The organism is Kitasatospora sp. NEAU-69 (assembly GCF_057158765.1).
In genome coordinates this window covers 181,245-204,212 of the sequence record NZ_JBWXUE010000011.1, presented here as the reverse complement: position 1 = coordinate 204,212, position 22,968 = coordinate 181,245, and the positions used below count along the sequence as shown (strand labels likewise).

12 protein-coding genes are annotated in these 22,968 nt (G+C 72.6%); 6 read left to right on the top strand and 6 right to left on the bottom strand.

Annotated elements, in window-relative coordinates; translation table 11 throughout:
- Positions 1-32 precede the first annotated feature (32 nt).
- Positions 33-9,809, bottom strand: a complete 9,777-nt coding sequence (locus tag AC060L_RS15480) for a LamG-like jellyroll fold domain-containing protein (RefSeq protein WP_483799310.1) — start codon at positions 9,807-9,809, stop codon at positions 33-35.
- 367 nt (positions 9,810-10,176) lie between these two features.
- On the opposite strand from AC060L_RS15480, the gene AC060L_RS15475 reads away from it, so the two are divergent.
- Positions 10,177-10,776 (top strand): hypothetical protein, encoded by a 600-nt coding sequence (locus AC060L_RS15475; protein ID WP_483799309.1) that lies wholly within the window; start codon positions 10,177-10,179, stop codon positions 10,774-10,776.
- A 56-nt stretch (positions 10,777-10,832) separates the two neighbouring features.
- Here AC060L_RS15475 and AC060L_RS15470 read toward each other — a convergent pair whose 3' ends face one another.
- A complete protein-coding gene (locus AC060L_RS15470) occupies positions 10,833-11,549 on the bottom strand; it encodes a DUF899 family protein (protein ID WP_483799308.1) in 717 nt (238 codons plus the stop codon).
- 126 nt (positions 11,550-11,675) lie between these two features.
- On the bottom strand, positions 11,676-12,755 hold the full coding sequence (locus AC060L_RS15465; protein ID WP_483799307.1) for a TetR/AcrR family transcriptional regulator: 1,080 nt from the start codon (positions 12,753-12,755) through the stop codon (positions 11,676-11,678).
- A 163-nt stretch (positions 12,756-12,918) separates the two neighbouring features.
- Between AC060L_RS15465 and AC060L_RS15460 the strand changes: the two genes are divergently transcribed.
- Positions 12,919-14,574, top strand: a complete 1,656-nt coding sequence (locus AC060L_RS15460; RefSeq protein ID WP_483799306.1) for an MFS transporter — start codon at positions 12,919-12,921, stop codon at positions 14,572-14,574.
- Positions 14,575-14,581: 7 nt separating this feature from the next.
- On the opposite strand, the gene AC060L_RS15455 is transcribed toward AC060L_RS15460, so the two are convergent.
- Together AC060L_RS15455 and AC060L_RS15450 are read right to left on the bottom strand one after the other, a co-directional pair.
- Positions 14,582-15,121: a nitroreductase/quinone reductase family protein gene (locus AC060L_RS15455; RefSeq protein ID WP_483799305.1), complete on the bottom strand. Its 540-nt coding sequence runs from the start codon at positions 15,119-15,121 to the stop codon at positions 14,582-14,584.
- Positions 15,115-15,780: an NAD(P)-dependent oxidoreductase gene (locus tag AC060L_RS15450; protein ID WP_483799304.1), complete on the bottom strand. Its 666-nt coding sequence runs from the start codon at positions 15,778-15,780 to the stop codon at positions 15,115-15,117. The genes AC060L_RS15455 and AC060L_RS15450 overlap by 7 nt, the downstream gene beginning before the upstream one ends.
- Positions 15,781-15,947: 167 nt before the next feature.
- Here AC060L_RS15450 and AC060L_RS15445 point away from each other — a divergent pair, with 167 nt between their 5' ends.
- Positions 15,948-16,304 carry a winged helix-turn-helix transcriptional regulator gene (locus tag AC060L_RS15445; RefSeq protein WP_483799340.1) on the top strand — a complete coding sequence of 119 codons (357 nt, stop codon included), beginning with the start codon at positions 15,948-15,950 and terminating at the stop codon, positions 16,302-16,304.
- A 130-nt stretch (positions 16,305-16,434) separates the two neighbouring features.
- On the opposite strand, the gene AC060L_RS15440 is transcribed toward AC060L_RS15445, so the two are convergent.
- Positions 16,435-19,263, bottom strand: a complete 2,829-nt coding sequence (locus AC060L_RS15440) for a penicillin acylase family protein (RefSeq protein ID WP_483799303.1) — start codon at positions 19,261-19,263, stop codon at positions 16,435-16,437.
- Between the two features lie 235 nt (positions 19,264-19,498).
- Between AC060L_RS15440 and AC060L_RS15435 the strand changes: the two genes are divergently transcribed.
- From AC060L_RS15435 to AC060L_RS15425, 3 genes are read left to right on the top strand one after another with little or no spacing between them, the layout of a single operon-like run.
- Positions 19,499-20,773: a glycosyltransferase family 4 protein gene (locus tag AC060L_RS15435; RefSeq protein ID WP_483799302.1), complete on the top strand. Its 1,275-nt coding sequence runs from the start codon at positions 19,499-19,501 to the stop codon at positions 20,771-20,773.
- On the top strand, positions 20,770-21,930 hold the full coding sequence (locus AC060L_RS15430; RefSeq protein ID WP_483799301.1) for a glycosyltransferase: 1,161 nt from the start codon (positions 20,770-20,772) through the stop codon (positions 21,928-21,930). The genes AC060L_RS15435 and AC060L_RS15430 overlap by 4 nt, the downstream gene beginning before the upstream one ends.
- Positions 21,927-22,847: an SGNH/GDSL hydrolase family protein gene (locus AC060L_RS15425; RefSeq protein WP_483799300.1), complete on the top strand. Its 921-nt coding sequence runs from the start codon at positions 21,927-21,929 to the stop codon at positions 22,845-22,847. Before AC060L_RS15430 ends, AC060L_RS15425 begins: the two co-directional genes overlap by 4 nt.
- Positions 22,848-22,968: the final 121 nt, after the last annotated feature.

Genomic DNA, 22,968 nt, shown 5'->3' with positions numbered 1-22,968 from the left:
CGGTGCATGGTCAGTACGCGGTCAGTACGCGGTCAGTGCATGTCGGCGGGGCGCGAGGAGCGCTTTCCGTTCGGCTTGCCGCGGGACGTTCCGAAGGCGGTGATGACCTTGCCCTTCGTTGTCAGGACCACCATCGCGCGCTTCTTCCCCTTGCCGGTGTAGCGGAAGGAGAATTCCCGGAATCCAGTGGCCGGGTTCCTGCGGAAGTCGCGTTCGATCTTCTTGGGGTTCTTGACGGCGTCGTGCATCTTCGCGATGTTGACCCCCTGGCCGTCGTTGCGGCTGATGGCCTGGTGGAGTCCGTGCCGCTTGTAGCCGGTGATCCGGTCCGGCGGCTGGATCCGCACCACGCAGCGCTTCGGCGGGCACTTGGCGGGTTCGGCCGAGTGCGGTGCCTCCACGTGTGCCCGGCCGGCCCTGGACTCGCCGCGTCGCAGGGCGTTTCCGGCTCGTCGGCCGAGGGCGCCGCCGTGCTTGGCGATCTTGTTCAGGATGTAGCCGGTCGCCACGTCCTTGAGGGCCTGCTTGTAGTGGCCGTGGTAGACGTCGCTGCCCACGTGGGCCGCGTACAGGCCGGTGTTGATCGCCCGGGCACCGCGGCCGACCGCGCCGAGGACGCGGGCGGTCTTGGTGGCGGCGGAGAGGCCGCGCAGTGCGATGGCGCCCTCGCCGACGGCCGGGATGTACGACGCGACCGCGAGTGCGGCCTGGGCGCAGTTGCCCCAGCCCGGGTGGGTGGCGCAGCTGACCACGTCGGCCGCGCCGGAGACCTGGTACGCGACCTTCGCGCCGGTCTCGATGCCGCTCACCGTCGCGTGGAACGCGACGCCGGAGTCGTGGGCGACCACGTGGGCGGCCTTCTTCAGCCAGCCGGGCCAGTGCCCGTCGGGGTCGGTGAAGGCCAGCGGGTCGCCGTCGGCGTAGGCGTAACGGTCCTGGGCGACGCTCGGGTTGGGGTCCGACCACCACGGGTCCATGCCCTGGACCGCGTAGCGGTCGGGCAGGTCCGTGACGGCGTGGTCGGGGCTGTAGCTGTCCCGGGAGATGAAGTTGCTGGTCGAGGGGTCGTACCAGCGGGACAGCATGTCGATCTTGCCGGTCGTCGGATCCGTGAAGTCCGACTGGAAACCGAGCGAGTGCCGGGTGCCCGTGGTGGCGATGGTGTTGCCGAGCGGGTCGTAGGCCGCGGAGTCGGTCAGCGCGCTGCCGGCCGCGGTGAACGTGCCGACCAGGTCGTTGTGCTGGTCGGTGGTGGCGATGGTGTGCAGGCCGCCCTCGGTGATCCCGGTGATGTCGCCGCCGGGGTCGCGCGAGTAGAGCGCCGCGCCGTCCGAGGCGACCTCGTCGCCGATGCCGGAGTAGGCGAGCGTGGTGGTCGGGCCCGCGGTGGAACCCGTGGTCACCAGCCGGTCCAGCGCGTCGTAGTCGTAGCTCTGCGCGCCGTCCGTCTTGAGCCGGTCGAACGCGTCGAACTGCATGGCCTCGGTGGTCTGCGAGCCGTTCGGCGTCTTGCCGGACATGGTGCCGCGGGCGGTGTACGTGTAGCTCGCGTTGCCGTCGGAGACCAGCCGGTTGCGGGCGTCGTAGCTGAGGTTCTGCGCTCCGATCTGGGTGCGGTTGCCGGACGCGTCGTAGGCGTACGGGACGGTCGTGGTCCCGTTGTTCCACGAGGTCAAGCGACCGGCGGTGTCATAGGTGTAGGTGTTGGCCGAGGCCCCCGCGTAGCCCGCGGTGGTCTTGCCGGTCAGCTGGTCGTCGAGGTTGTAGGAGTAGCCGATCGAGGCGGCGGTCGCGCCGGTCGCGGTGGTGACCGTGTCGCTGGTCAGCCGGTGCAGGGCGTCGAAGCCGAAGCTGCGCGTGTCGTTGCCGGCGCCGTAGCCGATCGTGACGGGCTGCGAGTCCTTGTCGTAGCCGTAGCCCGCGGTGGCACCGGAGGCCGGGTCGGCCATGGTGGCCAGGCGGCCGGCCTGGTCGTAGGTGTAGGTGGCGGTGCCGGACGCGTCGGTGCGGCTGGTGGTCTTGCCCTCGCCGTCGTAGCCGAACGAGGAGCTGCCGGACGGTCCGGCGGCCGAGAGCAGCTGCCCGCGGTCGTTGTAGCTGAAGGTGTCGTTGCCGCCGGTCGCGCCGGCCGAGGTGATCCGTCCCATCAGGTCGTAGCCGAAGGTGTGGTCACTGGTGGCGCTCTCGGCGCCGGTGCCGGTCTCCCGGGTCAGCCGGCCGAGCTGGTCGTACGTGCGGCTGCGGGTGACGCCGCCGGGCTCCGCGAGCGTGACGGCCTGCCCGGCCGCGTCGTAGCTCGTGGTCCAGGTGCGGTCGGCCGCGTTCGGGTAGGCGGTGGTGGCCGGTTCGACCTGGCTCTCGGGCAGGTTCCAACTGTTGTAGGTGGTCAGGAAGTTGTTGCCACGACCGTCGGTGTAGCGGGTGCGGTTGCCGACCGCGTCGTAGCCGAAGGAGGTGTTGATGGTCGCGCCGGGGCCGGTCGTCTCGGTCTCGGTGAGCGGGTGGTGGTCGGAGTCGTAGGTGTAGGTGTCGGTCGAGCCGAGCGCCGAGGTCGCCGTCGTGACGTTGCCCGCCGGGTCGTAGGCCAGGGTGCGGGTGCGCAGGACCTTTCCGGTGCTGTCGAAGTCGTTGACCGCGGTGATCCGGCCGGCCGGGTCGTAGACGGTGCTCTGCCCGGTGCCGGACGGGTCGGTGGTCGTCACCGGGCGCCCGAGGGCGTCGTAGGCGATGGCCGTGGTGTTCCCGTAGGCGTCGGTCTGGCTGGTCTTCTCGTGGTCGAGGTCGTAGCCGTAGCTGGTGACCACCCCGGTCGGGGAGGTCTCGGTGGCCAGGTCGTCCGTGGCGTTGTACGCCAGCGTGGTGGTGTACGCGGCGGCCACGGGGGAGCGCTCCACCTCCGTCTCCGTCAGCTTGCGGCCGAGGAAGTCGTAGGTGGCCTGCTGGACGGCGCCGGTCGGGTCGGTCTGCGAGATCTGCTCGCCGACCGCGTCGTAGCCGTAGTGCCACAGGCCGCCGGTGGTCGCGCCGCCCACGGCCGGCTCGGTCTTCGTGACGTCGCGGCCGAGCTGGTCGTAGACCGAGGTGGTCGTGTTGCCCAGCTGGTCGGTGTGCGAGATCAGCTGGTCGAGCTGGTCGTAGGTGTTGCCGGTGGTGGCCGTGATCGGGGTGGTGCTGCCCGGCGCCGTGTAGTTCGGCTCGATCGTGCCGGTCAGCTTGCCGAGCGCGTCGTAGCTGCTGTAGGTGGTGTTGCCGTTCTCGTCGGAGTGCGAGGTGGCGTCACCGAAGGTGTTGTAGCCGACGGACTCGAACGGCGAGGCCGTGACGACGGTGCCGCCGACCGCCTCGATCGGGCGGCTCGGCTCGGTGACGTACGCCTGGCGGCCGGCCGCGTCGTACTGGTAGTCGGTCTCGCTTCCGTTCGGGTCCCGCTCGGCGGCGGTCAGGCCGCGCTGGTCACGCGTCCAGGTCGTGGTCAGGTTGCCGGTCGCACCGTTGTGGACGGTCTCGGTCAGCTCCCGGCCCATCGGGTCGTACGTGTAGTCGGTCTGGGTGGTCAGCGCGCCGGTCGAGTCGGTCCTGGCGACCGAGGTCTCGTGGTCGTCCGCGTCGTACGTGGTCGAGGTGGTGCGCCAGATCGGCTGGCCGGTCGTGCCCAGCCCGGCCTTGACGGCCTCGGCGGTGACCCGGTGCGCGGCGTCGAAGGTGTAGGTGGTCAGCGTCTCGCCGTCGGCCAGGTCGGTGAGGCGGTCGTCGGCGCCGTCGTAGGTGAAGGCGTGCAGCTGGATCGTGTTGGCGGCGGTGCCGTCGGTGCGCTGCTCGGTCTTGGTCGAGTTGTCGTCGTAGTAGGTGTAGGAGTTGGTGCGGCCCATCGCGTCGGTGTCCGAGGCGAGGCGGCCGGCCGGGTCGTAGGCCTTCGAGTCCAGCAGCAGGTCGGCGGGCGCCGAGGGTGCGGTCGGATCGCCGGTGAAGCCCTTGAGCGTGCTGGTCAGCAGCTCGCCGCGGGGGGAGTAGGCGTAGGCGATCGTGGTGCCGGCGGCGTCGGTCTTGGAGGACCGGTTGCCGTAGGCGTCGTAGTGGTAGGACTCGCTGTGCCCGGCGGCGTCGGTCATGGTGGCCAGCTGGCCGAGCCCGTTGTACGCGTACGTCTCGGTCCGGGCGGCGTCCTTGCCGGTCAGGTCCGACTTGACCTCGGTGAGCAGGTGCTCGTCGGGGTCGTAGGTGTACGCGGTCTGCTCGGTGTGCACCACGCCGGTGACCCGGTCGGTGACGGCCGGCTCGGTCTGGGTGAGGAACCTGCCGTCGCCGTCGTAGGTCGCCGTGCTGGTCAGGCCGCCGGGGGCACTGACCGCGTCGTAGACCGTGTGGCCGGTCAGCCGGCCGAGCTGGTCGTAGGCGTACTTGGTGACCAGGCCCGCCGGGTCGGTGACCTGCGCGAGGTCGCCGTTGTGGAAGTAGGCGTACGTCGCCTTGGCGCCGCCCGCGGTGGTCTTGCTCGCGATCAGGCCGGGCGGGACGGTGCCGGAGTCGACGGCCGCCTCGGTGCCGGCCGTGTAGGTGGTGCTGCTCACCCGTCCGGTGCCGTTGGTGTACGGCGGCGTCGTGGTGGCGACGACCCGTCCGGCGGCGTCCAGGTCGTTGTGCGTCCAGTACGTGTTGTCGGTCGCCGAGGCGGACCGGCCGTCCCGGGTGTCGGTCACCGCGTCGTTGCGGGGATCGACCGGGTTGGCGGTGTTCAGGTAGTAGCTGCTGTAGCTGGTCGAGCAGATCTGGTGGGCGCGGTCCTGGCAGCTGGTCTCACTGACCACGTTGCCGCGGGCGTCGTGCCCCTCGATCCGGGTGTTGCCGTTCGGGTCGGTGACGGTGGACTCGAAGCCGCCGCTGTCGTACCCGTAGCTGGTGGTCGCCCCGAGCGCGTCGGTGGACGAGATGATCCGGCCGGCGTTGTTCGGGTCGTAGGACGAGCTGACGGTCTTACCGCTCGGGTCGGTGAGCGTCGCGGTGGTCAGCGGCGCCAACTTGCCGGCGGCGTAGGCCTGGAAGTGGTTGGCCACGTCGGCGGCGGTCAGCTGGTGGTTGAAGAACGCGAACTCGCTGATCGCGCCCTTGAAGTGCCCGGCGTGGTCGCCCGGCTGGTCGGGCCAGCTGTTCGCGATCAGGCCGGCGCCGAGGTAGACGTTGGTCATCCCCCAGCCGGTCTGGCTGACCGTGCCGGTCTTCGTGCCGATCTGGGTGCCGTCCAGGTAGAGCGCCTGGCCGGCGCCGGTCGCGTCGGTGGAGAGCACGACGTGGTGCCACTTGCCGTCGGCCACCGAGGCGGGTGAGCTCATCGCGCTCGCGTTGCCGTCCCAGAACTCGCCCTGCAGCTTGCCGTCGCCGCCCACGTACAGCGCGGGGGTGTAGGAGTACTGCGGGCCGTTCGGGTCGGTGACCAGCTGCGCCTGGTACGAGAAGAGCACGCCGCCGGGGGTCGTGGTGTTGAACCACATCTCCAGCGCGGACGGGCCGCTGTTCGGGACCAGGCCGCTCGGCAGCGCGGTCCAGGAGGACGCGCCGTCGAAGGAGGCCGCGGTCACGTCGCTCGCGGCGTACGGACCGGGGGTGCCCAGGGTGACCTTGTTGTAGTTGCCGTAGGCGGTGCCGAGCTGGTTGGCGGCGTCCGACCCCGAGGAGTCGGCCAGGCGCCAGTAGCCCTGCGGCGCCGAGCCCATCACGGCCGACCGGTAGACGCCGGACGAGCCGGTCACCGTCGGGGTGTTGAGCTTCCAGGTCCCGCCGTTGGCGTCGGTGGTCTGCAGGACCCGGTCGGCCATCGCGTCGTAGGAGATCTGCGCCTGCACCGCGCCCGAGGGCTGGGTGATCTTGGTCAGCAGCGCGTTGGCGGTCGTCCGGCCGCTCTGGCTGTGCGCGGCCGCGGTGGCCGCGCCGACCGGGTGGGCGTAGAACGCGACGTCCGAGATCTGGCCGTTGAAGTAGCGGTCGCCCCGGGTGACGTTGGCATCCCAGTCCGTGCTGGAGTAGCCGGCGCCCAGGTAGGCGATCGGCTGGGCGGAGTTGGCGATGGCGCCGGCCAGCGTGCCGACCGGAGCGCCGTCCAGGTACAGCGTCTGGGTGTTCTGCGCGCCGGAGAGCAGCACGTGGTGCCAGTTGCCGTCATTGACCGGGCCGGCCGAGGTGATCGGCGTCGCCGCGCCCTGCCAGAACTCACCGCGCAGCTTGCCGTCGGTGCCCAGGTACAGCGCCGGGGTCCAGCTGGTCGGGGTGTTGCCGAGGGTGGCGTTCTGGTACGAGAGCAGCGGGCCGCCCGCGGTCGTCGTCTTGAACCAGAGCTCGACGGCCAGGTTCGAGGTGGACGAGAGCAGGTTGTCCGGCAGCCGGACCGAGGAGTTGGTGCCGTTGAAGGCGGCCGAGCCGGCCGGCGAGGCGGCCAGCGGGCCGTTCTGGGCGAACGTCACGTTGTTGTACGTGGCGTTGTCGTTGCCCTCGTTGAGCGTGACGCTGCTCGCCGCGGTGGTGCCGGCGGTCTCGTTCAGCCGCCAGTAGGACTGCGGTCCGGCGTCCAGCACCGCGGTCTTGTAGTGCGAGCCGGTGGTGTAGGCGTAGCTCGTGCAGGCCGTGGTCGAGCTCGGCGGGCAGACCGAAGTCAGCTGGTCGCCGGTGTAGTTGTAGAGGTACGTCAGGTCGGTGTTCTGGTCGGTGCCGGAGACCGGGTCGGTGAAGACCCGCGACACGTGCGGGAAGCTCGCGCCGGTGGGCGTGGACCAGTTGAAGTGCAGTGCCCGGCCGCTGGTCGCGCTGGTGACGCTGCTCAGCAGGCCGTTGCCGTCATAGGCCAGGGTGTTGACGCGGCCGTCGGAGTCCTTGACCTGGCTGAGCGGGAAGAGCGCCGGGTTCGCGGCCGAGACCGTGAACGTGTAGGCGGTGCCGCCCTTCTCGGTCAGCGTGAAGGAGGTGACGGCGTTGTTCGCGCCGGTCTGCGCGGTCAGCGTGGCGTACATGCCCTGCGGCGGCGCGTAGGAGGAGCACGGCGGACCGGTGCTCGGGCTGCTGCTCGGGTTGCAGCCGAACCGGATCTGCCGGCCGTCCACGTCGGTGATCACGACGTTGTTCGAGCCGTCGTCGTCGATCACCGCCCGCATGTCCAGCGGGGATATCCAGCCGGCGCCGAACATGCCGTTGTTGCGCGGGTCGAGGCTGTTGTACGTGCGGTGCACGTCCAGCGCCGGACCGGCGGTGGCCACGGTGGAGTCGGCGGCCTCGGTGGTGAAGTTGCCGCTCTGCGGGTCGAAGCCGCGGGCGGCCGGGTTCTCGGTCAGGTGCGAGGTGACCGGCGGCTGGCCGACGGCGGTGTTGAAGTAGCCCTGCACGAACGGGCCGGCGGTGGCGTTGCCGTCGGAGATCCAGACCTGCCAGAAGTAGCTCTGGCCCCAGGCGAGTTTGCCGCCCGCGACCTGCCAGCTGGTGGCGGCCGCCAGGCTGCCGGAGTCGAAGCAGTTCACCGGAGCCGCCGGAGTGCCGCCGCAGACGCCGAACTTGTAGCTCAGCCCGGTGCCCGGCCAGTTGTCCGGGTCGTGGCCGGTGGCGAACAGCGTCGGCGTCAGGGTCGGCTCGGAGGCGTTGTTCGGCGGGTACGAAGTGTCCACCTGCGGCGCGATGTTGGTGATGGTGTACGACCAGCAGGCGTTGTGGCCGCCGACGTCGCTGAACGCGTAGTAGCCGCGCTTCTCCATCTCCCAGCAGAGCGTGTACGTGCCCGGCGACAGCGCGGGGCTGATCGCCTCCAGCTTCACCGACTGGTTCGGCCCGACGTTGTTCGGCAGCGAGACGCTGGAACCCCAGCCGACCAGCGAGCCGTCGGACCGGTAGGTGCGTGAACCGAGCGCGTACGAGCCGTTGTTGCTGCCCGAGGCCCAGGTGTTGGACGAGGTGTTGGTGACCGTGACGGCGATCTGGCCCTGCTGGATGTGCGAGGGCGCGAAGTCCCAGGTCGAGGCGAAGTTGAAGCTCGCGTCGTCCGGGGCGTAAGTGACGTCCAGGTACGGGGCGTTGGAGCCGGAGGCGGCCGAGTTGAAGCGCTTCCAGTGGTACACGTCGTTCGCCGAACCGTACAGCAGGAAGCCGTTGTTGGCGCCGCCGTGGGTCCAGGAGGTGACCTGACCGACGCCGGTGGAGTTCAGCGGGATCCGCTCCCACTGCGAACCGCCGCAGCCGGTGCCGGTGCCGCCGGTGAACGAGGCCGAGCCGGACTGGGTGGCCGGGTAGCCGACGCCGGGCCAGCCCTGTGCGGTGCCCAGGTTCCAGCCGCCGGTGATCGCCTTGACGTCCACCTCGGCGGCCGTGGCGCAGTAGCCGGACCAGGTGGCGTACAGGTTGACGCCGCCGCTGATCACCGAGGCGTTCGCGATCGAGGTCTGCACCGGGAAGCGGACGTAGGAGGCCGAGGCGTGCGAGCCGTCGTAGTCGCCGACCTTGAGGTCGGAGTTGCTCGAACTGCTCGCGATGTTGGTCTGGCCGCTGATCAGGTTGTTCTCGAAGAACGCCGTGGTGTCGGTGTTGGTGTTCGCCGAGGACGGGTCGACCTTGACCGGGAAGACCCGGGCCGGGTCGTGCAGCCAGGCCGAGTCGACGCTGACCTGGAGCGCCTTGCGGCCCTGGTCGTCGACGATCGCGTAGTGCACGCCGTCCGAGAAGGCGCCCTCACCCGAGCGCGGGTCGATCTTCGCGTCGGACATGGTGCCCGCGGGGACGGTCACCTTGACGGCGCCAGTGGCGTCCAGGAAGACCGCGTCGCCGTTGGCGGCGATCTTCGGGGTCAGGCCCGGAGCGGTGATCGGGAAGGTCCAGACCGTGGGCGCGTCCGCGCCGTGCAGGACGATGGTCTCCTTGAAACCCTCGTCGACGCTCTTGAGGTCCAGGTCCGCGGACTGGCGGGCGCCGGGGAAGACCACCTCGTTGCCGGCGACCTGGCCGGCGGCGGCGGTCGCGTCGTCCAGGCCGAACGAGACGCGGTTGCGGCCGTCGCCGCTGATCGACATCAGCTGCGGGTCGTTCGCGGCGGTGGCGAACTCGACGTCCTGCGAGTCGGCCTTCTTGGTCAGCTTGGGGCTGGCGGCGGGCGCGGCGGCGGGTGAGGCGGCGGGTGAGGCGGCCGCGCTGCCGCTCGGGCTCGAGGTCGGGCTCGGGGCGGCGCCGTTGTCCGCGGCCAGCGTGAACGCGGCCTGCTTGGCGGCGGGCTTGGCGTTCGGGGTTGCGCTGGGCGTCCCGCTCGGGGCGGCGGTGGCAGTGGCGGCCGGCTTGGTGTCCGGGACCAGGGTCGGGTCGATGTCCGACCAGGTGCCGTCGGGGTTGGGGTAGGAGACCCGGCCGGCGTAGGTCCGCACGGTCTGGGTGCCGTCCGGGTTGCGGAAGACCTTCTCGTGGTCGTCGCGCCTGCTGGTGTCCTCGGTGCTCTTGCCGGGATCGAAGCCGGCGAGCCCGGACTTGCCGGGCTCGGTGCCCGGTGCGATCTGCACGTTGCCCGAGCGGTCCACCAGGAACGGATCGGCGACCCGGTCCTTCGGCGCGAATGGCGGGAGCTGGCCGGGGGCGGTGCCCGGTCCGTGGCCCGGCACCGGACCGCTGTCGGCGCCGCGGGTGGTGTCCGTGGAGACCAGGTGCGGCTTGCCGGCCGCCGAACCCGACTGCTGCTTGGGGGTGGCCACCTTCCTGGTGTCCACGCGCTTGCCGGCCGTCGCGGCCACGGCCCTGGCCGGCAGCGGTATCGCCTCGGCGGCGTCGGTGGCGAGCCCGAAGCCGAGCGCGAGCGTCGTCAATGACGCTGTCCAGCGCAGTAGTTGTCGTCGCCTTGCGGCGGCTGAGGGCGTCCCTGAATACGGGCGCACTATCCCCTCCGTAGATAAAAATCTGATAAGAGCCGGAGAGTTCTACCAATGCGCCGGATTGCTGGTCCATTGTGTGAGCGAACGCGAACGACCCTTGCGGTACAAGGGCGACAAAGGTGCTTAAAAATGACCGTGAGTCAGAGATGAAACCTGAGAGGTTCCTTGAAAAGAGGGTTTTAGGTGCCGATTTTGGGGGGAGTTTGTGGCCTTCGTGATGCTCTAAGCTCTGCTCGGCCCGCGCGGAGTCGACCGCGGGGGCCGGTGCGAATGCGAGCCTGAGCGCGAGGGAGCGACAGCGGTGTCATCACGGAGAACCACCCCGGCCGGCGGCGCCCTGCACGTCGGCGCCCTGCACGTCGGTGCCCTGCGCGTCGGTGCCCTGCGCGTCGGCGCGCTGCTCGGCGGTGCCGCCGTGCTGCTCGCCGGCTGCGCGTCGCACCACGCGGCGCCGGCGCCGGCACCGGCGCGGCCCTCGCAGCCGTTCGTCGACTTCAACGCCTGCCTGATCACCGGGCCTGCGGGCCTCGCGCCGGACGCGGTCGGCGCCCAGGCCTGGGCGGGCACCCAGGCGGCGGCCGGGGCGCTGCACGCCCGGACGAGCTACGTCACGGCGGCGCCCGCGAACCTGGCCGGGGCGCTGGGCGGGCTGCTGCTCAAGCGCTGCACGCTGATCGTCGCGGCGGGGGACGAGTCGGCGGGGGAGCAGTTCGGCGCGGTGGTGACGGCGTTCGCGCAGGCGCACCCGGAGCAGCATGTCCTACTGGTCGGGACGGGCGGTGCGGGCGGTGCGGCGTCGGGTGGTGCGGGGGCTGCGGTTGCGAACGTGCGCCTGGTGGCGGCGGGCGACGGCCTGTCGGAGCGCGTTCGGCAGGCCGTCACCGAGAGCGCCGGGGGCTGACCGTCGCCTGACGGTGCACGCCGGTGCGCGTCGGTGCGCGTCGGTGCTTGAGCGCGTCAGTAGTCCAGGCCGGGGTACCAGTCGTCGCGGCCCTGCGGGGTCAGGTCGAGCAGGTGCCAGACCGGGGAGAGCAGGTCGATGCCGCGCTGGTCGAGGTCGGCGTCCATCCGGGGCCGGGTCGAGTATTGGTGACGCACCGTGCCGTCCGGGTCCTTGGTGAAGACCGAGATGGTGGAGTCCTGGTGGCCCTGCTCGTCCTCGCTGCCCAGGTCGTACTTGAACGTGCTCGCCCCGCAGCTGAGCAGGCGCAGCCTGGTCCAGCCGCGCCGGCGGGCGTGCTCGCGCAGCGGCTCCGGATCGGCGGCGGCCACCACGGCGAAGTCGGCGTTGCGGGTGACGTGGTGGGCGATCCCGTTGAAGCCGTCGATCCACATCGTGCACATCGGGCACGGGCTCTGCTGCGCCTTGCCGTACATGAACTGGTAGAGCACCAGCGGGCGTTCGGGGCTGGTGAAGAGATCGGCGAGCCGCACCGGCCGGACCGGCAGATCGCCCTGGTCGAGGTACGGCGGCCCCTCCAGGAATCTGTACTCGGGGAGCGCCGGGCCCGGCGGCAGTTGCCGCCGCTGCTCGGCGAGCCGCTCCCGGTGGCGCATCAACTCGATCTCCTCCGACTGGAGTTGCTCGCGCGCCGCGCGGTACTCGGCGGACTCCCCGGGCAGCCGGGTGCGGTACGGGTGGAACGCGTCGGGGGCCTGCGGCGGGAGCGTCATGGGCGGTCCTGGGGCGTCGGCGGAGAGGACGGACTCCCCGCCAGCCTCGGCCGCCCCGGGTGCGGCGGCAACCGCTCGCCGCCGCCCGGGTGAGCCGGGACCCTGACTCAGGGCGTGGTCGGCGACTCAGGGCATGACCGGCGCCGGCGGGCCGTCCAGCAGCGCGGCGAGCCCGTCCAGCATCCGTTCCAGGGCGAACTCGAAGAGCCGGTCGAGGTCGAGGTCGAAGTCGTCGCCGTCCGCCGCGGAGCCGGCCAACTCGGCCAGCAGGCCGCCGAATACCGGGTACGCGCCGGTGCTCAGCACGGCGCCGAGGTTCTCCTCCTGGGCGGCCATCCACTCGTCGTCGCTCAGGTCGCTGTGCCGGCGGTCGCGGGCCTGCATGTTCAGGTTGACGGCCAGGCCGCGGATGAACGCGAACATCATGATGTGCACGTGCAGCCTGGTCTGCGCGTCCAGTCCGCGGCCCTCCAGCGCGCTCAGCATCCACTCGCCGAGCCGGACCGCGTTCGGCAGTGGGGCCGGGCGGGTCAGCGAGATGGTCTCGGCCAGCCACGGGTGCTGCCGGAACGCCGCCCACTGGAGCCGGGCGAGCGCCGCGAGCTGCGGCCGCCAGCCGCGCGGCGCGTCCGGCTCGGGGGAGGGGATCCGGCCCAGTGCCTCGTCGGTCATCAGGTCGAGCAGTTCCTCCTTGCCCGGCACGTGACGGTACAACGCCATGGTGGCGACGCCGAGTTCGGCGGCGACCCGGCGCATCGAGAGCGTGTCCAGGCCCTCGGCGTCGACCAGTGCGACGGCGGCGAGCACGATCCGGCCGCGGGTCAGGCCTTGCTCGTGCTCGCGGCGCTCGCGCGGGCGGGTCGGCGCGGGGGGCTGCTCGGAGGGGGCCGGGGGCGGGGTTGCTGCCGGGGTGGGGGCGGGGGTGGGGGTCGGGCCAGCCGCCGTCTGCGCCAGCCGGGGGGCGTCCGGTGCGACGACCGTGCCGACGCCGGGCCGGGCCAGCACCAGCCCGTCCTGGCGCAGCGCCGCCAGTGCCTTCGTCGCGGTGGCCATCGCGACCCCCCACTCCTGGGTGATCTGCCGGGTCGACGGCACCCGCTCGCCGGGCCGCAGCTCGCCGGCCGCGATCCGCTGCCGGACCTGCGCGGCGATCCGCTGGTACGGCGGAACGTCCGCCTCGGCGGCGGGCTCGGTGGCTGCGGACATGCGGGGCTCCTCTGTCGACACCGCTTGAGTGTACTAGTGCGGACTGATGCACCAGGCCAGCGAATTCGGACGCTCCTTGGTTGCTGCCATGAGTGCACTATGCGTACTCTGTACGCATCGAAGCGCGTACGGTGTACGCCCAGACCTCCCGGGGGATATTCCGATGGCCACCCTGCAACGCACTAGCTCGGCCTCCACCGCCGAGCCGGACCAGCCACGACTCGCCGGCCGCCGCGAGTGGATCGCGCTGACCGTGCTGCTGCTCCCGCTGCTCCTGGTCTCGATGGACGTCTCGGTGCTCTACTTCGCGGTCCCGTTCATCAGCCGCGACCTGGCGCCGAGTGCCACCCAGCAGCTCTGGATCTTCGACATCTACGGCTTCGTGCTGGCCGGCCTGCTGCTCACGATGGGCGCGCTCGGCGACCGGATCGGCCGCCGCCGGCTGCTGCTGACCGGCGCCCTCGCCTTCGGCTGCGCCTCGGTGCTCGCCGCGTACGCCACCAGCGCGGCCGGTCTGATCGCCGCCCGCGCGGTGCTCGGCGTGGCCGGCGCCACCCTGATGCCGTCCACGCTAGGCCTGATCCGCAACCTGTTCCCGGACGCGAAGCAGCGCAGCAAGGCGCTCGCGGTCTGGACGGCCGTCACCAGCGGTGGCATCGCCCTCGGCCCGGTGCTCAGCGGGCTGTTGCTGGAGCACTTCTGGTGGGGCTCGGTGTTCCTGATCAACACCCCGGCGATGCTGATGCTGCTGGTGCTCGGCCCGGCGTTGCTCCCCGAGTCTCAGCGGGTCCGCGGCGGCCGGTTCGACCTGCTCGGTTCGGCGCTGTCGTTGATCGCGATCCTGTCGCTCGTCTACGGCATCAAGGAGCTGGCGCGCGACGGCTTCGGGCCGCTGCCGCTGGGCGCCGTCGTGATCGGTCTGGCGGTCGGCGTGCTCTTCGTCCGGCAGCAGCGCAGCCACCCGAGCCCGCTGATCGATGCCCGGCTGGTCCGCGGCCGCGCGTTCGGCGGCGCGATCGCGATGAACGTGCTGGCCATGTTCGGGATCGTCGGCTTCGCCATCTTCGTCACCCAGTACCTGCAGTCGGTGCTCGCGATGAGCCCGCTGCGGGCCGCGCTGTGGAGCGTGCTGCCGAGCCTGCTGGTCGGCGCGGTCGCCCCGGCGGCCGCCGCGCTGGGGCAGCGGGTCGGCCGGGCGATCGTGATCGCCGCCGGGTTCGTGCTGATGGCGGCCGGCTTCGGTGACTTCGCCTTCGTCACCGCGCACGCGCCGCTCTGGCGGGTACTGGTCGGCGCCGCGCTCTACGCCTCCGGGGCGGTGGCGGTGATGTCGCAGGTCAGTGAGGTGGTGATGGCGGCGGCGCCGGCCGAGCGGGCGAGTACGGCGTCCGCGCTGATGGAGTCCGGCACCGAACTGGGCGGCGCGCTCGGGATGGCGCTGCTGGGCAGCCTCGGGACCGCGGTCTACCGTGCCGACCTGGACCATGCGCTGCCCGCCGGTCTGCCGGCCGACGCCGTCCGCTCGATCCGCGAGACGCTCGGCTCGGCCGAGGCGGTGGCCGCCGGCCTGCCGGCGAACACGGGCCACGCGGTGCTCGCCGCCGCCCGCGAGGCGTTCACCGGCGGGTTGCAGGCGGCGGCGATCGCCGCGGCGGTGCTGATGGGGCTCGGCGCGGTGATCGCCCTGACGGCGCTGCGCCGGGTGGTGAACGGCGGGGCGGTGAACGGTGGGTCGGCTGAGGGCGGGTCAGCTGAGGGTGGGTCAGCGGAGTGCGGTCGGTCGTCGGGCGCTCCGGCGGCCGCTCCCGCGGGCGACTGACGACCGATCACTCCGGCCCGCCGAGCCCTCCACCGCTCGGCGGGCCGGACTGCGCGCCGGTTCGCTCCAGCAGCACGATCGGGATCTCCCTGGTCGTGGCGCTCTGGTAGCCGGCGTAGGACGGCATGGCGGCGACCACCGCTCGCCACAGGCGCGGCCGTTCCTCGGGCGTGGCGGTCCGGGCGGTGGCGGCGAAGGTCTCGGCGCCGACCTGGAGGGTGACGGTGGGCTCGTCGCGCAGGTTCAGGTACCACGCCGGGTCCCGGTCGGCGCCCGCGTTGGAGGCGGTGACGACGTACGCGTCGCCGTCGCGCTGGTACACCAGTGCGGTGCGGCGCAGTCGGCCGGAGCGGCGGCCGCGGGTGGTCAGCAGCAGGTCGTCGATGCCGGGCCGGGGGTGGCCGTCGGTTTCGAGGAAGCGCCGGATGTGCTCGGCGACCCAGCCGTTCGGGCTGTCGGTGGCGGGGGCTTCGGTGGCGGGGTCGTCGGTGGCCGGCGGGTCCGTGGCGGGGTCGTCCGTGGGGTCGGGTGCGGTGGCCGTCAGCATGCCGTCACTCCGACGTGCGTGCGGTGGTGCTTCGGGCGCTCGATCTCGTCCAGCAGCGCGATCGCGAAGTCCGGGTAGCTGATCCGGAGGTCGGCCCCGGCTGCGGCGAACGCGTAGCCTCCGGCGCGCGTGCCGCCGTGGTCGAAGTCCCCGGCCGGGCTGACCACCAGCCAGTCGAGCCCGGTCGGCGCCGTGTTCGCGGCCGTCCGCAGGGCCTCGGTGCCCGCCGCGTGGCCCTCGTAGAACGCCCGCCACTCCTGCGGGTAGCCGGGCGTGTCCATCAGCAGGGTGCCGTCCGCGGTCGCCAGCACCGAGGCCAGCCCGACCGAGACCAGCCGCCGCACGCCTGCCCGCTCCAGCCCGGCGGCCAGTGCGTGGGCGGCAGCCGGGAAGAACTCGCCGGGCAGCGCGCCCAGATCGACGGCCGCGTTGACCGCGGCGTGGTGTCCGGCGGCGAGGCCGGCGACCGCCGCCGGGTCGGTGACGTCGCCGGCCAGCAGCCGCACCCCGGCCGGCACCGGGTGTGCGGCCGAGTGCGCTGCCGGGTCCCGGACCACCGCGGTCACCGGGTACCCGCGGCGCAGAGCCTCCTCGACGGTCGCCCGTCCGGCCCGCCCGCCGGCTCCGAAGACCACGATCCCGCCCCTGTCTGTCTGCACTGTTCCTTCTCCACTCCGCGTCGCAACGGTCTCTGTCGGTGCGTCGCACGTTAGTGGGGGCCGTGGTTACCGATCGGATACCGCGTTACGGTGGCACCGTGCACGGATCACCGGACCCCACGCCACTGGACGCCAAGCGACTGGATCGCAGACCACTGGACGCCGAGATGTTCGACCCTGTCTGCCCGTCCGATCTGTCGCCGATCCGGATCGGCGACAAGTGGGCGGGGATGGTGCTGCGCTGCCTGGAGGGCGGCCCGCGCCGGTTCTCCGAGCTGCGGGTGCCGCTGCGCGGCGTCACGCCCAAGGTACTGACCCAGTCGCTGCGCATGCTCGAACGGGACGGCTTCGTCCACCGGATCGTGCGCGAGGCGCCCGCCCGGCACGTCGAGTACGAGCTGACGGCGCTCGGCCGCAGCCTGCTGGCACCGCTGGACGCGTACTGCACCTGGGCCGCCGAGCACTGGGACGAGCTGATCGACGCACGCGAAGCGGGCCTGGCCGCTGTGGACCAGGCCCGCTGAGAGCGGTGCTCACGTGGTGGCGCAGCGCTCGTGTTTCGGAGCAGCGCTCACGATTTGGTGCACTGCTCACGATTGAGTGCGCCGCTCACGATTAGGTGCACTGCTCACGATTGGGTGCGCCGCTCACGCCTCACCGGTGCGACATGAACTCCACGACCTGCTGGTAGGTCGGGCGGTTCTGCCAGGTGATCGAGTCGTCCGTCACGCCGCCCAGCGGTCGCTGGATGATCGTGTCGGCGCACCACTGGTCGCCCGCCGCGCAGCTGCTGTCACCGGGGTAGACCTGGGCCGGGGTCTCGGCGGCGGCCTGCTGGAGGCTGGTCAGCAGGACGGTCCGGCAGGCCGACAGGTCGCCGCCGCCGCAGTACGGCTGGGCCAGCGGGCCGGCCACCTGCCGGCCCAGCACGCCGCGCAGGTCCTTGTCCAGGTAACTCCACCAGCCGTACTGGAACGACGAACCCTTGTGCGGGATCGACTCGTTGGCGCTCACCCCGCCGCTCACCGGGCCGGTCTGGCCGCCCGAGGGGGATTCGTTGATCTGCAGCGCGCCGGTCAGCGCGTTGAACAGGTCGTTGCCGAGCCCGGGTTGGAAGACGGCCTGGGAGGCCAGCGGCCACCAGGCGTCCATGATCCGGATCGCGTCGGCGTTCGCGTACGCGTGGCTGCCCGCCGAGGTCTCGGTGCGCTTCGATCCGGCGGCCTGCCAGTTCTGCAACTCCTGCACCACATTGGCGAGTTGCGGATCGGTCACCGGCTGGCTGCCGATCACCTGGAGCATGTCGCCCAGCACGTCCTCACCGCGCAGGTCGGTCAGTGCCGCGCTCTCCATCGCCTGCACCAGCGAACTGCGGGTCACCTTCTGCCCGCTGGTGACCAGCGCCTTGACCCGGGAGTCCAGCAGGTTGGCCCGGTGCACCGAGCCGTCGCCGAACCCGGCCGCGCCGTAGTCGGTGGCCTGCTTGTTGTTCCAGGAGACGTAGTAGTCCTGGTCCACCGACTGCGGGTGTTGTGCGGGCGGCGTGTACTGGGCGGAGTTGGTGCTCGGGTCGAAGCCCTGCCACTCGTACGCCGGCTGGGCGAGCACCGGCAGGCCGGGGTCCACGCCGGGCGCGCGCACCGGGTTGTCACCGGAGTTGTAGTACGCGGTGTGGTTGGCGTCCGCGTAGAACCAGTTGAAGGTGTAGTTCACGTTCTGCGCGGCCTGCTGGAAGCTCGCCGGGTCGTGCACCGCGCCGGGGTCGTTGAACATCTGGAAGCCGATGATCGAGTCGACCTCGTGCTGGTAGGACGAGCGCAGCGAGGTGAACGCGACCGGCTTGCCGCCGACCGTGCCGCGGGCCGTCACCAGTCCGTAGTCCGAGCGGTACATCACCAGGGAGTACGAGCCGGCCGGCGTGGAGTCGGCGGTGGTCGGCGCCCAGGAGTCCTGCTGGACCAGCTTGTCGAACGGCAGGCACTGGCCGTGGTAGAGGTAGGACTCGGCGGCCAGCGTGACCGGCGAGCCGTCGGTGGTGCACAGCGGCACGGCATAGGTGTCGGTGATGTCCTGGCCGGCCGAGGTCGCGCTCCACGCGTAGTCCTGGCCGCGCCCGAGCTCGACGTAGAAGCTCAGGCCGGCGAAGGCGGCGCCGCGTGCGCTGATGCCCGGGCCCTGCAACTCCTCCAGCATCAGCAACTGCGGGGCGAAGTAGCCGGTCTGCGGGCCGAAGACCGCGACCGGGTGTCCGGTGTCGGTGTACTTGCCCGACACCACGAGGGCGTTGGACATCCCGTGCTTGGCGGTCAGCAGGTTGCCGGGCAGTACGCCGGTTGCCTTGGTGGTGGAGGAGGTCGCCGAGCCGGTCGGGTTGTAGATCAGCTGCTCGGGGACCACCGAGCCCGGGTCGGGCATCGCGGCGCCCTGCGGGTCGGCCGGCGGCAGCGCGTACGGGAACGACTGCCCGTCGTGCAGCGTGGTGACCGCCTCCGGGTCGTTCACCTCGCGCAGCGAGGACCAGACCGCATCGCCGGCCACCGTGCCGTAGTGCGCCTCGGCCGCCTCCTTGACCTGCGCGGAGGCGAGTTGGCCGCCACCGCCGGAGCCGAACAGCGCGCCGATCACCGAGGCGAGCGCGACCAGGTCGGTCAGCTGGAACGGCTGGATCGAGCCCGCGTTGGTGATCGCGTTGACGTGCCCGGTCAGGTCGTACTCACCTGGGAACGTACGGTTGTTGTAGGCCTGGGTGATGTACTGGTTGATCCCGTCCACGTAGGCCTGCGCGTCCTGCAGCGCCTGCTGCGCCCGGCCGCCCTGGGAGGCCAACGCGGTGATCTGGTTCTGCAGTTCGGCCTCGGTGTACGGCGCGGCCTGCCAGAAGCTCTGCTCCAGCTGGCGGTTGGCCTCGGCGCCGCCGGCGAAGCCGGACAGCTCGCCGCGGCCGACGTGCCGGAACAGGTCCATCACCCAGAGCCGGTCCTGCGCGGCCGCGTAGCCGGCGCCGAACTCGGTGCCGTAGCGGGTGGTCCCGGTGATGTGCGGGACGCCCGTCGCCTTGTCGCGCACGATCGTGACGTCCGAGCGCGGGCTGATGGTGCTCTCCACCTGGTCGGCCGGCACGCCGAACGAGGAGTCGTTGAAGAAGTTGCCCAACTGCGCGTCGGTGAGCCCGGGGTAGCCACTGGCGAGCGCGGAGTACGGGCCGAGCTGGTCCTCGGTGTGGGCCGGGCGGGTGCCGAACAGCTTGTTGCCCAGGATGTCGGCGAGCGTGGCGTTGCCGTTCTCGCCGGCCGGCAGGATGTCGTTGCAGCGGCCTTGGCAGTAGTCGGGGGCGGCGGTGGCCCGGGGGCTGCTCGCCGTCGCGACGGCCGTGCCGGGGGCGGCGGCCAGCAGCGCGGCGACGACCGCGAGCGCCGGGAACTTCAGGAGGCGTCTCGCGCGTTGGGGGAACAGACGGGGCGGGAGCAGGGTGCGGCGGGGCAAGGCTGACTCCTCACTCTGAAAGCATGCTGTGGGCGTACTGAAGGTGAGAGTTGACGGTAAGTGGGTTACTTGCCGGTTGGCTAGCTGTTGTGCGCGGTTTTGTCATGATTTTTTGTCATGTCTTGATCGAATGTGAGGCCGGCCGACCCCGGTAGCGGCAAAGAGCTGGCTGGCGTTCGCCCGTTCGACAGATCCCTTTGGCCCTGCGCACGTTCGGCCCGGCAAAAACCATGGCATGCGTGTCGCCATCGTCACCGAGTCCTTCCCGCCCGAAGTCAACGGCGTTGCCCACAGCGTGCTGCGTACCGCGGAGCACCTGGTCCGGCGCGGCCACCAGCCACTGGTCATCACGCCCGCGCCCGCGCGCGGGTCGAGCTGCCCGGCACACTCCTTCGGCCCGGACGCCATCGAGCTGCCCGTGGTCCGAATCCCCTCCGTCCCGCTGCCCGGCTACCCCCAGGTGCGCCTCGCGCTGCCCAGCTCCCGGCTGGCCGCGGCGCTGCGCGCACACCGGCCCGACCTGGTGCACCTCGCCAGCCCGTTCGTGCTCGGCGCGCGCGGCGCCGTCGAGGCCAAGCGGCTCGGCCTGCCCGCGATCGCCGTCTACCAGACCGACCTGGCCGGCTACGCCCAGGCCTACCGGGTCGGCGGCGGCCTCGGCGCCGGCGCCGCCTGGCACCGGATCCGCGCGATCCACGGCGCCGCCGACCGCACGCTGGCGCCCTCCACCCCCGCCGCGCAGGACCTCACCGCGCACGGCGTGCCGCGCGTGCACCTGTGGCCGCGCGGCGTCGACTCGCTGCGCTTCCACCCGCGCCACCGCGACCAGGCGCTGCGCCGCGCGCTGGCCCCGGGCGGCGAGGTGCTGGTCGGGTACGTCGGACGGCTCGCGCCCGAGAAGCGGGTCGATCTGCTGGCCGGCGTCTGCGCGCTGCCGGGCGTGCGGCTGGTGGTGATCGGGGACGGGCCGAGCGCGGGTGCGCTGCGCCAGCAGCTGCCCGGCGCGGTCTTCCTCGGCCGCCGCACCGGTGAGGAACTCGCCCGCTGCTATGCGAGCCTGGACCTGTTCGTGCACACCGGTCCGCTGGAGACGTTCTGCCAGACCATCCAGGAGGCGATGGCCAGCGGCGTGCCGGTGGTGGCGCCGGCGGCCGGCGGGCCGCTGGACCTGGTCGGGCACCGGCGCACCGGCCTGCTGGTCGCGCCCCGGGACGCCCGTGCGGTCGCCGAGGCTGTCGCCGAGCTCGCGGGGGACCCCGAACGGCGGGCCGGCTACGGGCGGGCCGGGCGGGCGGACGTGACCGCGCGCACCTGGGAGGCGGTCGGGGACCTGCTGCTGCGGCACTACGAGGAGGTGCTCGCGGAGCACCGCGGGTCGCCCTCGCCCTCGCCGTCGCCCTCGGCCGCACCTGTTCCCGCTCCGGCTCCCGTTCCGCTTCCCGCGCCCTCGCCCGCGCTCTCAACCGCGCCCGCACCCGCACCCGTACCGGTCGAGGAGCAGGTCGCATGACCGGCACCGCGCTGCGCATCGTCCGGCTCGCCAACTTCGTCACCCCCGTCTCCGGCGGCCTGCGCACCGCGCTGCGCCACCTCGGCGCGGGCTACCTGGCCGCCGGCCACGAACCCGTCCTGGTCGTCCCCGGCCCCGAGCACCGCGACGAACTCACCGACCAGGGACGGGTGCTGACGCTGCCCGGCCCGGTGCTTCCGGGCAGCGGCGGCTACCGGGTGCTCACCGACCGGCGGGCCCTCGCCCGGACGCTGGCCGCGCTGGCCCCCGACCGGCTGGAGGTGTCCGACCGCACCACGCTGCGCTGGACCGGCGGTTGGGCCCGCCGGCACGGCGTACCGGCGGCGATGGTCTCGCACGAGAACGCCACCGGCCTGCTGCGCACCCGGGGCCTGCCGGACCGGGCCGCCCGGGCGGTCGCCGACCGGCTCAACTCCCGTACCGCCGCGAGCTACGACACCGTCGTCTGCACCACCGCCTGGGCGGCCGCCGAGTTCCGCCGGCTCGGCGTGCGCAACCTGGTCGAGGCACCGCTCGGCGTGGACCTGCTGGCACTGCACCCGGCCCGCCACGACCGCGCGCTGCGCGAGCGGTTTGCGGCCGGCCGGCAGCCGCTGCTGGTGCTCTGCTCCCGGCTCTCGCCCGAGAAGCACCCGGGGCTCGCCTTGGACGCGCTCGCCGTGCTGCGCGCCCGGGGCAGCGAGGCCGTGCTCGTGGTGGCCGGCGCCGGGCCGCTGCGCGAGCGGCTCCAGGCGCGGGCCGACCGGGAGCGGCTGCCGGTCCGGTTCCTCGGCCACCTGGCCGAACGCAGCTCACTGGCAGGCCTGTTGGCCACCGCCGACGCGGTGATCGCGCCGGGCCCGGTGGAGACCTTCGGCCTGGCCGCGCTGGAGGCACTGGCCTGCGGCACGCCGGTCGCGGTCAGCCGGTCCTCCGCACTGCCGGCGATCGTGGGTTCGGCGGGTGCGATCGCGGCGGACACCGGCGCCGGGTTCGCGGACGCCGTCGAGAGCCTGCTGGCCCGCCCCGAGGCGGCTCGCCGGGCCGCCGCCCGGGCCCGCGCGGAGAACTACGACTGGGCGTTCGCGGTCGCCGGGTTCCTCGCCGTCCACGAGGGCGCCCGGATCGGCGCCTCGACCTCCGGGAGAGCGAGATGACCGCCCCCACCCGGCCGCCGGAGCGGACGGCCACCGACTCGCCCCAGGCCGCCCCCGTCGGCACCGTCCGCTTCGCGGCGCTCGGCGACTCGCTCACCGAGGGCGTCGGCGCCCCGACCGGCGAGGGCTGGTGCGGCTGGCCGGCCCTGCTCGCGCCCGCGCTGGCGGCCGAGCCGGGCGCCGTCGAGTACCGCAACCTGGCCACCAGCGGCGCGCTGACCACCGATCTGCGGGAGCGCCAGCTGCCCGCCGCGCTCGCGTTCCGCCCGCACGTCGCCGCCGTCGTCGCCGGTGGCAACGACACCCTGCGGGCCGGTTTCGACATCGCCCGCAGCGCGCTCGCGCTGGACACCGCGCTGGCCGAACTGGCCGCCACCGGCGCCGTCCTGCTCACCGCCTGCCTGCCCGACCCCGGCCTGCTGCTCGGCCTCCCGACCCCGCTGGCCCGCCCGCTGGCCCGCCGGATGGCGGCCGTCAACACCGTCGTCCACGAGCTCTCGGACCGTCACGCGGCCGTCCACCTGCACCTCGCCGACTTCCCGTGGCTCACCCGGCGCGCGCTGCTCAGCGCCGACCGCCTGCACCCGAGCCCGACCGGCCATCTGCTGATCGCCCGCCAGTACCGCACGCTGCTCGCCGAGGCCGGCCACCCGGTCGGCCCCGAACCCGCCGCCGTGCACGCTCCGCCCGCCCCGAGCCGCGCCGCCGACCTCTGGTGGCTGGCCACACGCGGCACCGCCTGGGTGGCCCGCCGCAGCGTCGACCTGCTGCCGGGCCTGCTCGGACTGGCCGCCGCCGAGACGCTGCACCGGCTGCGCGGCCGCCTCGAAACCCTCGAAACCGACTCCCGCGCGGCCACGGCCGCGGCACTGGCAGCCCTCGGCTGCGCCGCCGAGGCCGACCGGGCGCTGAACTGACCCCGCGCGCCCTGCTCCCGCCCCGCCCAGCCCCCCGCACCGCTCCCGCGTGCGCCCTGCCCTCGCTCCCGCGTGCGCCCGGCTCCCGACCCGACTCCTCCGCCGCCGGTGCCCGGCGGCG